We start from the raw sequence: 14,631 nt of genomic DNA, 5'->3' as shown, positions 1-14,631 counted from the left end.
ACTGATCGAAGCCGTGCTGCATCGCCGCTCTGCATTGCATCCGCAGTTGACCCGGCGACGCGCTGAAGTCACTGGATTCCCGCTTTCGCGGGAATGACGGAAAAAAACGCGAGTTGCGACATCGCAACATTCAAACCGGCGTCGGCGCAAACACTCCCGCGCCCCTGTCCGCCGGCGCGGCGTAATCGCGGAACGCGGCGAACAGTTCACGGCCCAGGCCGACGTGGTGCCCGGACAAGTCGACGCGCGCGTGTTCGCGCCGGGTCCAGTCGTCCTCGGTGCGCAGGCTGAGGGTGCCGGCGATCGCGTCCACGCGCACGACATCGCCGTCGCGCAGCTGCGCCAACGGCCCGCCGCAGGCGGCTTCGGGGGTAACGTGGATCGCCGCCGGCACCTGGCCGGAGGCGCCGGACATGCGGCCGTCGGTGACCAGGGCGACGCGGTGGCCGCGCTTTTGCAGCACGGTCAGGGTCGGGGTGAGCTGATGCAGTTCCGGCATGCCGTTGGCGCGCGGGCCCTGGAAGCGCACCACCACCACCACGTCGCGATCGAGCTCGCCGCGCTCGAAGGCCTGCTTGACCTCGTGCTGCTCGCTGAACACCCGGCACGGCGCCTCGACCACCCAGCGGTCCTCGGGCACGGCCGAGACCTTGATCGCGGCGGTGCCGAGCTCGCCGACCAGCACCCGCAGGCCGCCGTCGGCGCGAAACGGCTCGGCGACCGGACGCAGTACGGAGGGGTCGCCGCTGCGGCCGGTCGCCGGCACGTAGGCGATGCGCCCATCGCCTTCGAGCCTCGCTTCGACGCGGTAACGGCTCAGGCCGGGGCCGGCCACCGTTTCCACATCGCCATGCAGCAAACCCGCGTCGAGCAGCTCGCCTATCAAGAACGCCAGACCGCCGGCGGCGTGAAAATGATTCACGTCGGCGCTGCCGTTGGGGTACACGCGCGCCAGCAGCGGGATCGCCGAGGACAGCGCGTCGAAGTCCTCCAGCCGCAGTTCGATGCCGGCCGCCGCGGCGATCGCGATCAGGTGCAGCAGGTGATTGGTGGAGCCGCCGGTGGCGTGCAGGCCGATCACGCCGTTGACGATCGCGCGCTCGTCGACGATGCGCCCGATCGGCCGGTAGTCCTCGCCCAGCGCGGTGATCTGCGCCGCGCGCTGCGCGGTTTGCGCCGTCAGCGCGTCGCGCAGCGGGGTGTTGGGATGGACGAAGCTGGAGCCTGGCAGATGCAGGCCCATCAGTTCCATCAGCATCTGGTTGGAATTGGCGGTGCCGTAGAAGGTGCAGGTGCCGGGGCCGTGGTAGCTGCGCGCCTCGGCTTCCAGCAGCTCGTCGCGGCTGGCCTCGCCGGTGGCGTAGCGCTGGCGCACGCGCGATTTCTCGTCGTTGGGCAGGCCCGAGGTCATCGGGCCGGCCGGCACGAAGATGCCCGGCAGGTGGCCGAAGTGCAGCGCGCCGATCAGCAGGCCCGGCACGATCTTGTCGCACACGCCCAGGTAGAGCGCGGCGTCGAACATGTCGTGCGAGAGCGCGATCGCGGTCGACATCGCGATCACGTCGCGCGAGAACAGCGACAGCTCCATGCCTTCGCGGCCCTGGGTCACGCCGTCGCACATCGCCGGCACGCCGCCGGCGACCTGCGCGGTCGCGCCGGCCTCGCGCGCGGCGGCCTTGAGCAGGTCGGGGAAGCGCTCCAGCGGTTGGTGCGCCGACAGCATGTCGTTGTAGGAGGTCACGATGCCCAGGTTGGGCGCGTGGCCCGAACGCAGCGCCTGCTTGTCGCCGCTGGCGCAAGCCGCGAAACCGTGGGCGAGGTTGCCGCAGGACAGGCGCCGGCGCTGCGGCCCGCTGCCCTGGGCGGCGTCGATGCGGGCCAGGTAGGCGTCGCGGCGGGCGCGGCTGCGTTCGACGATGCGTTGCGTGACTTGTGCGACTACGGGATGCAATGAGGTGTTCACGGGGACTCGTTGGCTGCAAAGCGCTGGCGATGGAGGTCCGGATCGGCGCGTGGCCCAGCATAGGGCGACAGCGCGCCGCGGGTGGGAGGGGCGAACTCCGCGGCGACGCTGTCTATGAGGTCCGCGACGATCACGGACTCCAATACAGGGTCGGCGGCGTGGGCGCGCCCGCCAGGACCGAACGGATCGGCAGGACGCTGCGCGGATCGCGCTGCACGGCGTCCAACAGGGCGCGCTTCTTCGCGCCTTCGATATGCAGGTATAGCGCCGGCGCGGTGAAGATCGCGCTCAGGGTCAGGCTCATGCGCGGCTCGGGCATGGCCTCGGTGCGCACCGCCATCACCGGCGCGCGCCCGCGCGGCTGCAGGCCGATTTCGCGCAGGCCCGGATTGTCGCGACCCAGGTCGGGGAACAGCGACGCGACATGGCCGTCCTCGCCCATGCCCAGCACCGCCACGTCCAGCGGCAAGCCTTCGTTAGCGATCTTGGTCAGCACCGGCATCAAGGCCGCTTCCGGAGTTTCGGTGGGGCGGTACATCGGCAGCAGGCGCGCGGCGGCGGCGTTGTGCCGCAGCAGATGATCGCGCAGCAGCTTTTCGTTGGAACGCGGATGCTCCGGCGGCAGCCAGCGCTCGTCGACCGGCAACACCGTCACCCGCGCCCAGTCCAGGGTCTGGGTGGCCAGCGCCTCGAAGAAGCGTTTGGGCGTGTTGCCGCCGGACAGCGCGATGCAGGCCTCGCCGTGGCGCGCGAGCGCGCCGCGCAGATCGGCCGCGACTTGTTTGGCCAGGGCCTGGGCGAGTTGTTCGGCATCGTCGAACAAGCGCTCGTGCAAAGGCAACGGCAGCGGTTCGATCACGGTCAAGCGCTCAGCCTGCATCTTCATGCCAGGTCCTCCCGTCGCGTTCTATCAAGGCGACCGCGGCGCTGGGGCCCCAGCTGCCGGCGGTATAGGGGCGCGGCGCTTCGGCGCCCGCGGCCCAGGCGGCGCGGATCGGGTCGATCCACTTCCAGGCCGCGTCGACTTCGTCGCGGCGCATGAACAGCATCGGATTGCCGCGCACCACGTCCATCAGCAGGCGCTCGTAGGCGTCGGCCTGGCGGCCGCCGAAGGCCGCGGCGAAACTCATGTCCAGGGGCACGTGGCGCAGGCGCAGGCCGCCGGGGCCGGGCACCTTGTTCATCAGCCACAGCTTCACGCCCTCGTCGGGCTGCAGGCGCAGCACCAGCTTGTTCGGCGCCAGCCGGCTGGACGGATCCTGCTCGGTGAGGTCCTCGAAGATCGAATGCGGCACCTGGCGGAAGGTCACCACGATTTCCGACACGCGCTCGGCCAGGCGCTTGCCGGTGCGCAGGTAGAACGGCACCCCGGCCCAGCGCCAGTTCTTCACTTCGGCCTTGAGCGCGACGAAGGTTTCGGTATGCGACTGCGCGCCCAGCTCCTGCGCGTAGCCCGGCACCGCGCGGCCGTCGACCGCGCCGGCCTTGTACTGGCCGCGCACGGTGTACTGGGCGGCGTTGCCGTTCTCGATCGGGCGCAGCGCGCGCAGCACCTTGAGTTTCTCGTCGCGGATCGCGTCTGCGGCCAGCGAGGACGGCGGCTCCATCGCCACCAGGCACAGCAGCTGCAGCAGATGGTTCTGGACCATGTCGCGCAGCGCGCCGGACTTGTCGTAATACGGCGCGCGCGATTCCACGCCCACCGTTTCGGCCACCGTGATCTGCACGTGGTCGATGTGCTCGGCCTTCCACAGCGGCTCGAACAGCGCGTTGCCGAAGCGCAGCGCGGTCAGGTTCTGCACCGTCTCCTTGCCCAGGTAATGGTCGATGCGGAAGATCTGGGTTTCGGCGAACACGCGGCCGAGCGCGTCGTTGATCGCGTCGGCGCTGGCGCCGTCCTTGCCCAGCGGCTTCTCCACCACCACCCGCGTCTTCGGCCCGACCAGGCCGTGCGACTGCAGGCGGTCGCCGACGACGCCGAACAGATCCGGCCCGACCGCCAGGTAGAACACCCGCACGCGCTCGTCGCCGGCGAACTCGGCCGCGAACTCCGGCCAGGCCGCGTCCGAGCTCAGGTCCAGACGCCGGTACAGCAGCAGCGCCAGGAAGCCGTCGATGGCGTCGGCTTCGCGCGCATCGAGGTTGGCGAACTTGGCCAGCGCCTCGCGCACCCGGCCGCGGTAGTCGTCGTCGCTCTGGTGGTCGCGCGCGATCGCGACGATGCGGGTGCCGGCGACGATCTGGCCGTCGGCGTAGCGATGGAACAGCGCCGGCAGCAGCTTGCGCATGGCCAGGTCGCCGGTGCCGCCGAAGATCACCAGGTCGAAGGGGGCCAGCGGCGCCAGATGCGGCGTCTGGGACGGGGACGGCACGGAGTACACGCTCATGGACGGGCTCGGACTGGTATGGGCAAAACCATACCAGGAAAGATACCAGTGAGATACCAGTTACGCAAATTAGCGGTAAATCAACCGTTTAGCCTGGCGGTCCAGGCCGATGTTGCCGCCAGTGGTCTGACACTGGTATCTTTTCGCCATGGAGCCCTACCTCGTCAGCGAGTTCCGCCGTCAGGCCCAGGCGCGTCGCGCCCCGGCCTACCAGCACCTGCGCCGGACCTTGCAGCATGCGATCGAGAACGGCGAGATCACCGCCGGCCAGGCCCTGCCCGGCGAACGCGAGCTGGGCAAGCTGCTGGACCTGTCGCGGGTGACCGTGCGCAAGGCCATCGCCGGCCTGGTCGCCGACGGCCTGCTGGTGCAGCGCCAGGGCGCGGGCACCTTCGTCGCCGAGCGCATCGTCAAATCCTTCTCGCGCCTGACCAGCTTCACCGACGACCTGCGCGCGCGCGGGCTGGACCCGCGCTCGACTTTCCTGGAGCGCGGCGTCGGCGAGGTCACCCCCGAGGAGGCGATGGCGCTGAACCTCTCGCCGGGCGCCCCGGTGATCCGCTACTACCGCCTGCGCACCGCCGACGGCGTGGCCCTGGCGCTGGAGCGCACCGTGGTGCCGCTGGCCGTGCTGCCGGACCCGGCCCTGGTCGAGAACTCGCTGTACGAAGCCTTCGCCAAGCTCGGCATCCGCCCCGCGCGCGCCTTGCAGCGCCTGCGCGCGATCGCCTTCGACGCCGAGCAGGCGCGGCTGATGGGCCTGCCCGAGGGCGCGCCCGGCTTGTTCATCGAACGCCGCACCTTCCTCGACGACGGCCGCGTCGTCGAGTTCACCCGATCCTTCTACCGCGGCGACGCCTACGACTTCGTCGCCGAACTGCAGAGCGAAACCACGCCGTGAGCACACCGACCCTGCTGGACCCGACGAGCACGCGCATGTACGCCGAGGCGCAGGAGGCCGGCGACGCGGTCGCGCGCCAGTTCGCGGCCAACGCCGACGCCATCGACGATCTCAGCGATCGCCTGCGCCAGCGTCCGCCGCGCTTCATCGTGACCTGCGCGCGCGGCAGCTCCGACCATGCCGCGACTTACGGCAAATACCTGTTCGAGACCCAGCTCGGCCTGGTCACCGCCTCGGCCTCGCCCTCGGTGGGCTCGGTCTACGCGATCCGACCGCGCCTCGAAGACGCGCTGTTCGTGACGATCTCGCAATCGGGCAAAAGCCCGGACCTGATCCGCAACGCCGAGATCGCCAAGGCCGCAGGCGCGCACGTGGTCGCCCTGGTCAACGTGCTCGACTCGCCGCTGGCGCAAGTCGCCGACACCGTGCTGGGCCTGCACGCCGGTCCGGAAACCAGCGTCGCGGCGACCAAGAGCTATCTGTGCTCGCTGGCCGCGCTGCTGCAACTGACCGCGCGCTGGAGCAACGAAGCCGCGCTGTTCAACGCCGTGCATTCGCTGCCCGAGGCGCTGCGCCAGGCCTTCACGCAGGACTGGTCGCCCTTGGTCGAAGGCCTGATCGATGCGCGCAATCTGTTCGTGGTCGGTCGCGGCCTGGGCCTGGGCGCCGCGCAGGAAGCCGCGCTCAAGTTCAAGGAAACCTGCGGCCTGCACGCCGAGGCCTTCAGCAGCGCCGAGGTCAAGCACGGTCCGATGGCGATCGTCGGCCCCGGTTTCCCGGTGCTGGCTTTCGCCCAGGACGACGGCACCGGCGACGGCACGGTCGCGGTGGCCGAGGAATTCCGCGCGCGCGGCGCGCCGGTGTGGCTGGCCGCGCCGGGCCGCGGCGGCCCCGGCACCCTGCCGATGCCCGCCTCGCTGCATCCGGCGATGACGCCGCTGCTGACCGTGGCCAGTTTCTACAAGGCGGTGAATGCGCTGTCGGTGGCGCGCGGGCACAATCCGGACCTGCCGCCGCATCTGAACAAGGTCACCGAGACCGTCTGATGTCCGCCTCCGTCGCCACCGCCTTCGTCAACGGCCGCGTGCTCGACGAGCGCGGCTTCGAATCCGACCTGTGCGTGATCGTCGAGGACGGCCATATCGTCGCCGTGGTTCCGGGCGTCGCCCCGGCCGGCGCGCAGGTGGTCGATCTGCAGGGCCGTCATCTGGTGCCCGGTTTCATCGACACCCAGGTCAACGGCGGCGGCGACGTGCTGTTCAACGATGCGCCCACGGTCGACGGCCTGCGCCGCATCGCCCAGGCGCACCGTCGCTACGGAACCACCGGCCTGATGCCGACCCTGATCAGCGACGACGTGGCGGTGATGCTGCGCGCGATCGACGCCGTGCGCGAGGCGATCGCGCGGCGCGTGCCCGGCATCCTCGGCATCCACCTCGAAGGCCCCTACCTGGCCAGCGCGCGCAAGGGCGTGCACGACCCCGGCAAGTTCCACACCCCGGACGCGGACGAACTCGACCGCATCGCCTCGTTGGGCGTCGGCAAGACCATGCTCACGCTGGCGCCGGAGCGCTTCGACAACGCCACCCTGCAGGCCCTGGCCGCGCGCGGCGTGCTGGTCTGCGCCGGCCACACCGCCGCCGATTATCCGCGCCTGCGCGAGGCCTTCGCCCACGGCGTGCGCGGCGTGACCCATCTGTTCAACGCGATGACCCCGATGGGCAGCCGCGAACCCGGCGGCGTCGGCGCGGCGATCGAGGACCCGAACAGCTGGTGCGGCGTGATCGTCGACGGCGAACACGTGCACGACGCGTCCCTGCGCATCGCCATCGCCGCCAAGCCGCGCGGCAAGATCATGCTGGTCACCGACGCGATGCCGCCGGTGGGCGGCGAGCGCGAGGACTTCGTGCTGTACGGCCAGACCATGACCTGCCGCGACGGCAAGTGCAGCACCGCCGACGGCACCCTGGCCGGCTCGGCGCTGGACATGGCCGGCGCGGTGCGCAACACCGTGCGGCGCCTGGGCCTGCCGCTGGACGAAGCCTGCCGCATGGCGTCGACCTATCCGGCCGAGTTCCTGGGGCTGGGTCACGAACTGGGCCGGATCGCACCGGGCTATCGCGCCGACCTGGTGGTGCTGGACGAAGCGCTGCAGGTCGCCGGCACCTGGATCGACGGCCAAGTCTGAGTCGGCGCGGGCGCGTCGAAGCTAAACCGCGACCGTAGGGTGCGGTGAGCGCAGCGAACCGCACCGTCGCGCAGCGCCGACGCCCATCGCCCCCCGAAGCATCACCGCAAGCCCCGCAAGCAAGGCTTGAACCGCAACACGATGCGGTTCGCTGCGCTCACCGCATCCTACGGTGGCGCGGGCGGCTCGGGGTCGATGTCGTCTTCGACCTCGTCCCAGGTCACCAGGCTTTCGCCGCTTCCGCTCACCTCCAAAAACACCGGCGAGTACGGGCTGACCTCGGGATACGCCGCGCCCGGATCGCAACGCACGACGCACGCCAGGGCCTGCGCCAGATAGCGCGCGAATGCGACATCGTCGGGCCACAGGCGGCAGCGCGCCAGGTACACGCTCAGAAAGCCGTCGACGCTTTCGCTCAAGGTCAGCACGATCTCGCCGCAGCCGTACATCGCGGTGTCCTCGTCCGCGTACTCCGGCACGAACGCGCCGATCCGCGCCGACAACAGCGCCAGCACCTGCTCGTGACTCGGGCCGAGCACGTAGGCACCGAGGTCGAAGATACGTTCTGAGGGCGGGCTGGGAATACTCATCATGGGATTCACGGACGCCTGGATGCGGCCTCGGCTAGCGCTCAGGCAAGCCCGTCGCGCGCAAGCAAAGGATGATGCACCGCCAACACCGTCGCCCCCCCCACGTCGCGCGCGCCCTCCGCCACCTTCAGCGTCCGCCCGACCCAAAGGCTGCCCGGGTAGTTTTCCGGCACCGGGAACCAGACCTGCGCGCGTGCGCGGTCGCCGGTTTCCACGTGCGGCACATCGAGAAACTCGTGGCTGGTGGAAGTCCAGGTATCCGTGGTGATGGCGTACAGCGGCCGGTAGCCGGAGAACACGCGCTTGACGTTGCCGGCCCGGGTGCGCGCGGTCAGCTCGAACAGCACCGTGGCGTGCGCGGGAGCAGGCAGGCGGCTCATGCGCTCGGCCGCCGCGTGAACGCACTTTCGACGGGAGCCAGTTCCGACGCCTTTACGTCCGCCAACCAGCGGGCGCGTCCGTCATCGGCCACGCATTCGACGATGAACATCGCTTCGTGCGCCGGCAGTATCGGGTAGACGTGAACGACCACCCCGATGTCGCCTATCGCCGGCTGATGGCCGGCGCCGAAGCTTCCGTCCACGCGCTCGGCGGGAACCGCGGCGACGATGCGAACCAAGGCGTGCTCAGCCATCCTCATGGCCGCGCGCTCATGCCCGCTGCCCCGACCGCGCCGCCAGCCGCGCGATCGCCGCGATCCCCGCCTCCATGCGCAGGCGCGCCGACGGATTGGCCGAGTGCACCGCGATCGCCGGCGGCTGGAAACCGTCCAGCGCCACCGCCTCCTCGATCCAGGCGATCACGTCGTAGCCGGTGCCGCGGGCGTCGTCGCCGAGGTCGTGGTCCAGGCTGAGTTCGGTCACCACGCCCTGGCGCAATAGGGCGATCGCCTGGTCGGGCCAGTAGACCCGGACCCAGCCGACGGGCGTCGTTCGTTCGTCGTCGAGGTACACGCGCATGTCGGCGACCTTAGCCGCTGCCCGGCGCGAGCGCGAGCGCGGCCGCCAGGGCGTAACCGATTCCGCGCAGCTCGTTCCCAGCGGGCCCGTTCCAGCGCGCGCGCCGTCCACACGGGAAGTGCCCAGGGCCCCATACGATGGCGGCCGGCATGCCGCACCGGGTCCGCCTGGCGGCCGGTTTACGCACAAAGGCTATAATTCCGAGTCTTTGCTCGGACCCGGCGGTCGCCGGCTCCCGCCCGGACGCCGCCGTCCCTCCCCCGCCAGCCCACCCGCGGCACCGCCGCGAGAGCCCGCCATGACCAGCACCGCAGAACTCAGCTCGCCCTCGTCGGCGAACACCGCCCTGACCAACAGCGTCCTCGACCCGGACTACGGGCTGGATCACAAGTACACCCGTCAGGAAGGCCGCATCTACCTGTCCGGTGTGCAGGCGCTGGTGCGCCTGCCGCTGATGCAGCGGCTGCGCGACCAGGCCGCCGGGCTGAACACCGGCGGCTTCATCTCCGGCTACCGCGGCTCGCCGCTGGGCGGTTTCGACCTGGAACTGTGGCGCGCACGCAAGTACCTGGAGGCGGCGGGCGTGAAGTTCACCCCCGGCCTCAACGAAGACCTGGGCGCGACCATGGTCTGGGGCACCCAGCAGACCAACCTGTTCCCGGGCGCCAAGGTCGAAGGCGTGTACGGCATGTGGTACGGCAAGGGCCCGGGCGTGGACCGCACCGGCGACGTGTTCAAGCACGCCAACGCGGCCGGCACCGGCAAGCATGGCGGCGTGCTGGCGCTGGCCGCCGACGACCACGCCTGCCGCTCCTCGACCCTGCCGCACGGCTCGGAAGGCGAGTTCGTCAGCGCGATGATGCCGATCCTGAACCCGGCCGGCGTGCAGGACATCCTCGACATGGGCCTGGTCGGCTGGGCGATGTCGCGCTACACCGGCCGCTGGGTCGGCTTCAAGACCATCGCCGAGACCGTCGAATCCTCGTCCTCGGTCGACGTCAATCCGCTGGCGCTGCAGATCGTCACCCCCGACGACTTCCAGCTGCCGCCGGGCGGTCTCAACATCCGTTGGCCGGATCCGCCGATGGACCAGGAAATGCGCCTGCACCAGTACGCGGTCAAGGCCGCGCAGGCGTTCGCGCGCGCCAACAAGATCGACCGCCTGGTCATCGATTCGCCGAACGCGCGCCTGGGCATCATCACCACCGGCAAGAGCTACCTCGACGTGCTGCAGGCCCTGGAATACCTGGGGCTGGACGCGCGCGCGTGTTCGGACCTGGGCATCCGCGTCTACAAGGTCGGCATGACCTGGCCGCTGGAGCCGGTGGGCCTGCGCGCGTTCGCGCGCGGCCTGCAGGACATCCTGGTGGTCGAGGAGAAGCACGCCTTCATCGAAAGCCAGATGAAGGAATCGATGTACAACTGGGACGGTGGCCAGCGTCCGTCCATCGTCGGCAAGTACGACGAGAGCGGCGAGTGGATCCTGCCGTCCACCGGCGAGCTGACCCCGGCGCGCATCGCCGGCGTGATCGCGCGCCGCATCCAGCGCTTCCACGACAGCGAGCACATGCGCGACGTGCTGCGCTGGATGGAGGAGAAGGAATCCGAACTGGCCCTGCCGCGCGCCGCGTTCCCGCGCGTGCCGCATTACTGCTCGGGCTGCCCGCACAACACCTCCACCGTGGTGCCGGAAGGCTCGCGCGCGCTGGGCGGCATCGGTTGCCACTATATGGTGACCTGGATGGACCGCAGCACCGACACCTTCACCCACATGGGCGGCGAAGGCGTGACCTGGTCGGGCCAGGCCGCGTTCACCGACACCCCGCACGTGTTCCAGAACCTCGGCGACGGCACCTACTTCCACTCCGGCTCGCTTGCGATCCGGCAGTCGGTCGCCACCGGCGTCAACATCACCTACAAGATCCTCTACAACGACGCGGTCGCGATGACCGGCGGCCAACCCGTCGACGGCACCCTGTCGGTGCCGCAGATCGCGCACCAGGTGCGCAGCGAAGGCGTGCAGACCATCGTGCTGGTGTCCGACGACATCGCCAAGTGGCACAAGCGCGAGATCTTCCCGGGCGAGATGGAGTTCTACGACCGCAAGGAACTCGACGAGGTGCAAAAGCGCCTGCGCGAAGTGAAGGGCGTCAGCGTGCTGATCTACGACCAGACCTGCGCCACCGAGAAGCGCCGCCGCCGCAAGCGCGGCAAGATGGTCGATCCGCAGAAGCGGGTGATGGTCAACAGCCTGGTCTGCGAAGGCTGCGGCGACTGCGGCAAGAAGTCGTTCTGCGTGTCGGTGCTGCCCAAGGAAACCGAGTTCGGGCGCAAGCGCGAGATCGACCAGTCCAACTGCAACAAGGACTATTCCTGCGTCAACGGCTTCTGCCCCAGCTTCGTCACCGTGCACGGCGGCGGCTTGAAGAAGAACAAGCCCGATAAGAGCGGGGGCTCCAACACCAAGGACCGCCTCAGCGATCTGCCGCTGCCGCAGCTGCCGGCGCTGGACCAGCCCTGGAACATCCTGATCACCGGCGTCGGCGGCACCGGCGTGGTCACCATCGGCGCGCTGCTGGGCATGGCCGGCCACCTCGAAGGCAAGGGCGCGTCGGTGCTGGACCAGACCGGTCTGGCCCAGAAGGGCGGCGCGGTCACCACCCACATCCGCATCGCCAAGACCCCGGCCGACATCCACGCCGTGCGCATCGCCGCCGGCGAGGCCGACCTGGTGCTGGGCTGCGACATGGTCGTGGTCAACGACTACTGGGCGCTGTCCAAGGTGCGCGCCGGCCGCAGCGCGGTGGTGCTCAACAGCTACGAAGCGATGCCGGGCACCTTCACCACCCGTCCGGACATGCAGTTCCCGGCCACCGACATCGTCGCCGCAGTCAAGCTGGCGCTGGGCGGCCAGGATCCGCACGTGGTCGACGCGACCCAGCTGGCGACCGCGCTGATGGGCGACGCGATCGCGACCAACCTGTTCATCCTCGGCTACGCCTGGCAGCGCGGCCTGGTGCCGATCGCGTTCGAGGCGCTGATGCGCGCGGTCGAACTCAACGGCGCCGCGATCGAAATGAACAAGACCGCCTTCGCCTGGGGCCGCCTGGCGGTGATCGACCCGGCCGCCGTGGCCGAGGCCGCCGGCCTGGTGCGCAATGCCCAGACCCGCGCCGAAGCCACCCCGCGCGACCTGCCGCACCTGGCGCCGGGCGAGTGGGAAGGCAACGAGTGGGGCGCGACCTCGGCCCCGCGCGCGACCCGCAACGAAGACGAACTGCGCCATGTGCCGGCCCGGGCCGACAGCGACAACCTCGCCTTCCTGCCGCTGGACGATTTGCGCCTGTCGCGTTCGCTGGACGAACTGATCTCGCGCCGCATCGCCTTCCTCACCGATTACCAGGACGCGAACTACGCCAAGCGCTACAGCGACTTCGTCGCCAAGGTGCGCGAGGCCGAGCAGCGCAAGGCGCCGGGTTCGACCGACCTGACCGAGGCGGTCGCGCGCTACTTCTTCAAGCTCATGGCCTACAAGGACGAGTACGAAGTCGCGCGCCTGTACACCAGCGGCGAGTTCCAGCGCCGCCTGCAGCAGCAGTTCGACGGCGACTACAAGCTCAAGTTCCACCTCGCCCCGCCGCTGCTGGCCAAGAAGGACGCGCAGGGCCGCCTGATCAAGCAGGAGTTCGGCCCCTGGGTGTTCACCGCGTTCAAGTGGATGGCCAAGCTGCGCAAGCTGCGCGGCGGCAAGCTGGACATTTTCGGCTACACCGAAGAGCGCAAGATGGAGCGCCAGCTGATCGCCGACTACGAGCGCACCGTGGGCGAACTGCTGGACACGCTGGACAACGGCAACGCCGGCCTGGCCGCCGAGATCGCCTCGATCCCGGAGCACATCCGCGGCTACGGCCACGTCAAGGAAGCGCACCTGCACCAGGCCAAGGAGCGCGAGGCGGAGCTGATCAAGCAGTACCGCAATCCGTTGCGGATCGTGCAGGCGGCGTAAGCGGCTTCCCTATGCCATGCGGCTTAGAGGGCCGCTTGACTGGGCGCCTCTTAGAGTCTTGACGACATGTCCGCCACTAGGGACCCTCGGCGACGTGCAGCGTCGTCGAGGGTCCCTAGTTGAGCAAAAAAGTATCTATTCACAGAACCACTTGATTCGCTGAGTTTTGCCGGGTTAGACCCGGTTTAAAGGCACTCTGGATTTGACTATCTATTCATAAATAGATTCAAATCCTATCATGACCCGGCATACCGAAGCCGTTGAAACCCTGTTGCGACGAGGGCCGCAAACCGCGGCATCCTTGGCGGCCGCCATGGACGTCAGCCAACCCACGGTGTCGCGGGCACTGGCTGCATTGGGGCCGCGCCTGGTCCGTATCGGGCGAGCCCGCGCCAGCCGCTATGCCCTGGCCCGCCCGTTGGGGCGAGCCGGCAGCGATTGGCCGCTGCACCGGATCACTCCCGACGGCCAACCCGATCGGCTGGGCCAATTGCATGCCCTGCACGGCGGCTGGCTCCTGCGATCCGAGCGCTCGTTGCCCCTGTACAAGCACGACGAATTCTCCGACGGCCTGTACCCGGACCTGCCCTGGTTCATGGATGATCTGAGGCCGCAGGGCTTCCTTGGCCGCGCCTTCGTGCAGCGCCATGCCGCCGAGCTGGAGGCGCCGGCGGATATCGCGCTGTGGCAGGCCGAGGACGTGGTGACCGCACTGCTGCGCCGAGGCAGCGATCTACCCGGCGACCTGGTGCTGGGCGAGCAGGCGCTGGAACAGGCGCTGCTGGACACCATGCTCGACAACCTCGACACCATCATCGCTCCCGACGAGCGCGCCCGCGTCTACCCTCAGCGTGCGCTCCAGGCCGAGGAAGGCGAGATCGCCGGCTCCTCCGCCGGCGGCGAGCAGCCCAAATTTACCGCCGAACTCGAACTGCCCACCGGCGAACGGCAGAGCGTAATCGTGAAGTTCGCGCGCAACGACCCCGGCAACGCCACCGCACGCCGGTGGGTCAACCTGTTGGCCTGCGAGCACCTGGCGGGAGCGGTATTGTCCGAACGCGGCATCCCAACGGCCGCCACCGAGTTGATCGACAGCGATGGCTGGCGTTTCCTGCAATCGACGCGCTTCGATCGCACGGTGCAACGCGGTCGTCGCGGAATCGTGTCCTTACATGCGCTGGACGCGGCCTATGCGGGCAGCGATCCGGGCAACTGGCCGGTATCGGCAGTCTCGCTGCAACGCGAAGGCTTGATCGACAACGACGACGCGGAGCGCATCCGCCGCCTGCACCTGTTCGGTCGTTTCATCGGCAATACCGACATGCACTTCGGCAACCTCAGCTTCTACTCCGAGCCGGAACGTTTGCAGGTCGTGTTAGCACCGATCTACGACATGCTGCCCATGCACTACCGACCAAGCGCCGGCGGCGCGGTGCACGAGCGACCCTACATTCTGCCGGTTCCGATCGACGCGATGGACAGCTGGCGCTGGGCGGCCGATGCCGCGCTCGAACTGTGGCAACGCGCGCGAGCCGATAAGCGCATCGGGCCGGCCTTCCGCGCCGTCGCGGAAGGCAATGCACAGCGGATCGAGCAGTTGCTGCGGCGCTTCCCCGGCTGAGCGCGCTCGTTTGCGC

At 69.3% G+C, this 14,631-nt stretch carries 12 protein-coding genes; 5 read left to right on the top strand and 7 right to left on the bottom strand.

Annotated elements, in window-relative coordinates:
* Positions 1-130: 130 nt before the first annotated feature.
* The 3 genes from edd to zwf all read right to left on the bottom strand — a co-directional run bounded on the left by edd (position 131) and on the right by zwf (position 4,350).
* Positions 131-1,963, bottom strand: coding sequence for a phosphogluconate dehydratase (gene edd, locus V1318_RS12255; RefSeq protein ID WP_332939960.1), 1,833 nt, complete (start codon positions 1,961-1,963; stop codon positions 131-133).
* Between the two features lie 130 nt (positions 1,964-2,093).
* Entirely contained in the window at positions 2,094-2,849 is a 756-nt protein-coding gene (gene pgl, locus V1318_RS12250; RefSeq protein WP_332939959.1) for a 6-phosphogluconolactonase, read from the bottom strand.
* Positions 2,833-4,350 (bottom strand): glucose-6-phosphate dehydrogenase, encoded by a 1,518-nt coding sequence (gene zwf, locus V1318_RS12245; protein ID WP_332939958.1) that lies wholly within the window; start codon positions 4,348-4,350, stop codon positions 2,833-2,835. The genes pgl and zwf overlap by 17 nt, the downstream gene beginning before the upstream one ends.
* Before the next feature lie 148 nt (positions 4,351-4,498).
* Here zwf and V1318_RS12240 point away from each other — a divergent pair, with 148 nt between their 5' ends.
* Genes V1318_RS12240 through nagA form a run of 3 tightly spaced genes read left to right on the top strand, consistent with a single transcriptional unit; the run spans position 4,499 to position 7,439 of the window.
* Complete coding sequence (locus tag V1318_RS12240) at positions 4,499-5,251, top strand: GntR family transcriptional regulator (RefSeq protein ID WP_332939957.1); 753 nt, start codon at positions 4,499-4,501, stop codon at positions 5,249-5,251.
* A gap of 35 nt (positions 5,252-5,286) precedes the next feature.
* Positions 5,287-6,297 carry an SIS domain-containing protein gene (locus V1318_RS12235; RefSeq protein WP_332940058.1) on the top strand — a complete coding sequence of 337 codons (1,011 nt, stop codon included), beginning with the start codon at positions 5,287-5,289 and terminating at the stop codon, positions 6,295-6,297.
* A complete protein-coding gene (nagA, locus tag V1318_RS12230; RefSeq protein ID WP_332939956.1) occupies positions 6,297-7,439 on the top strand; it encodes an N-acetylglucosamine-6-phosphate deacetylase in 1,143 nt (380 codons plus the stop codon). The genes V1318_RS12235 and nagA overlap by 1 nt, the downstream gene beginning before the upstream one ends.
* 167 nt (positions 7,440-7,606) lie before the next feature.
* On the opposite strand, the gene V1318_RS12225 is transcribed toward nagA, so the two are convergent.
* From V1318_RS12225 to V1318_RS12210, 4 genes are read right to left on the bottom strand one after another with little or no spacing between them, the layout of a single operon-like run.
* Entirely contained in the window at positions 7,607-8,029 is a 423-nt protein-coding gene (locus tag V1318_RS12225) for a hypothetical protein (RefSeq protein ID WP_332939955.1), read from the bottom strand.
* Between the two features lie 41 nt (positions 8,030-8,070).
* A complete protein-coding gene (locus V1318_RS12220) occupies positions 8,071-8,409 on the bottom strand; it encodes a hypothetical protein (RefSeq protein WP_332939954.1) in 339 nt (112 codons plus the stop codon).
* Entirely contained in the window at positions 8,406-8,663 is a 258-nt protein-coding gene (locus V1318_RS12215; protein ID WP_332939953.1) for a hypothetical protein, read from the bottom strand. The genes V1318_RS12220 and V1318_RS12215 overlap by 4 nt, the downstream gene beginning before the upstream one ends.
* A gap of 16 nt (positions 8,664-8,679) precedes the next feature.
* Positions 8,680-8,988: a cyclic-phosphate processing receiver domain-containing protein gene (locus V1318_RS12210; RefSeq protein WP_332939952.1), complete on the bottom strand. Its 309-nt coding sequence runs from the start codon at positions 8,986-8,988 to the stop codon at positions 8,680-8,682.
* Positions 8,989-9,286: 298 nt separating this feature from the next.
* On the opposite strand from V1318_RS12210, the gene V1318_RS12205 reads away from it, so the two are divergent.
* Both V1318_RS12205 and yjjJ read left to right on the top strand, forming a co-directional pair.
* A complete protein-coding gene (locus tag V1318_RS12205) occupies positions 9,287-12,994 on the top strand; it encodes an indolepyruvate ferredoxin oxidoreductase family protein (protein WP_332939951.1) in 3,708 nt (1,235 codons plus the stop codon).
* 238 nt (positions 12,995-13,232) lie between these two features.
* Positions 13,233-14,615, top strand: coding sequence for a type II toxin-antitoxin system HipA family toxin YjjJ (yjjJ, locus tag V1318_RS12200; protein WP_332939950.1), 1,383 nt, complete (start codon positions 13,233-13,235; stop codon positions 14,613-14,615).
* The last annotated feature ends 16 nt before the right edge of the window (positions 14,616-14,631 follow it).

The organism is Lysobacter sp. CCNWLW3 (assembly GCF_036697405.1).
GTDB lineage: Bacteria > Pseudomonadota > Gammaproteobacteria > Xanthomonadales > Xanthomonadaceae > Lysobacter.
The sequence above is the reverse complement of the archived record's forward strand: the minus strand, read 5'-3'. Positions and strand labels throughout refer to the sequence as shown.

Excerpts from the sequence above, each read along its gene's own strand:
- yjjJ (WP_332939950.1), top strand. The coding sequence starts at position 13,233 with ATGACCCGGCATACCGAAGCCGTTGAAACCCTGTTGCGACGAGGGCCG.
- V1318_RS12210 (WP_332939952.1), bottom strand. The coding sequence starts at position 8,988 with ATGCGCGTGTACCTCGACGACGAACGAACGACGCCCGTCGGCTGGGTC.
- zwf (WP_332939958.1), bottom strand. The coding sequence starts at position 4,350 with ATGAGCGTGTACTCCGTGCCGTCCCCGTCCCAGACGCCGCATCTGGCG.
- nagA (WP_332939956.1), top strand. The coding sequence starts at position 6,297 with ATGTCCGCCTCCGTCGCCACCGCCTTCGTCAACGGCCGCGTGCTCGAC.
- V1318_RS12220 (WP_332939954.1), bottom strand. The coding sequence starts at position 8,409 with ATGAGCCGCCTGCCTGCTCCCGCGCACGCCACGGTGCTGTTCGAGCTG.
- V1318_RS12235 (WP_332940058.1), top strand. The coding sequence starts at position 5,287 with ATGTACGCCGAGGCGCAGGAGGCCGGCGACGCGGTCGCGCGCCAGTTC.
- V1318_RS12205 (WP_332939951.1), top strand. The coding sequence starts at position 9,287 with ATGACCAGCACCGCAGAACTCAGCTCGCCCTCGTCGGCGAACACCGCC.
- V1318_RS12225 (WP_332939955.1), bottom strand. The coding sequence starts at position 8,029 with ATGAGTATTCCCAGCCCGCCCTCAGAACGTATCTTCGACCTCGGTGCC.
- V1318_RS12215 (WP_332939953.1), bottom strand. The coding sequence starts at position 8,663 with ATGGCTGAGCACGCCTTGGTTCGCATCGTCGCCGCGGTTCCCGCCGAG.
- V1318_RS12240 (WP_332939957.1), top strand. The coding sequence starts at position 4,499 with ATGGAGCCCTACCTCGTCAGCGAGTTCCGCCGTCAGGCCCAGGCGCGT.
- pgl (WP_332939959.1), bottom strand. The coding sequence starts at position 2,849 with ATGAAGATGCAGGCTGAGCGCTTGACCGTGATCGAACCGCTGCCGTTG.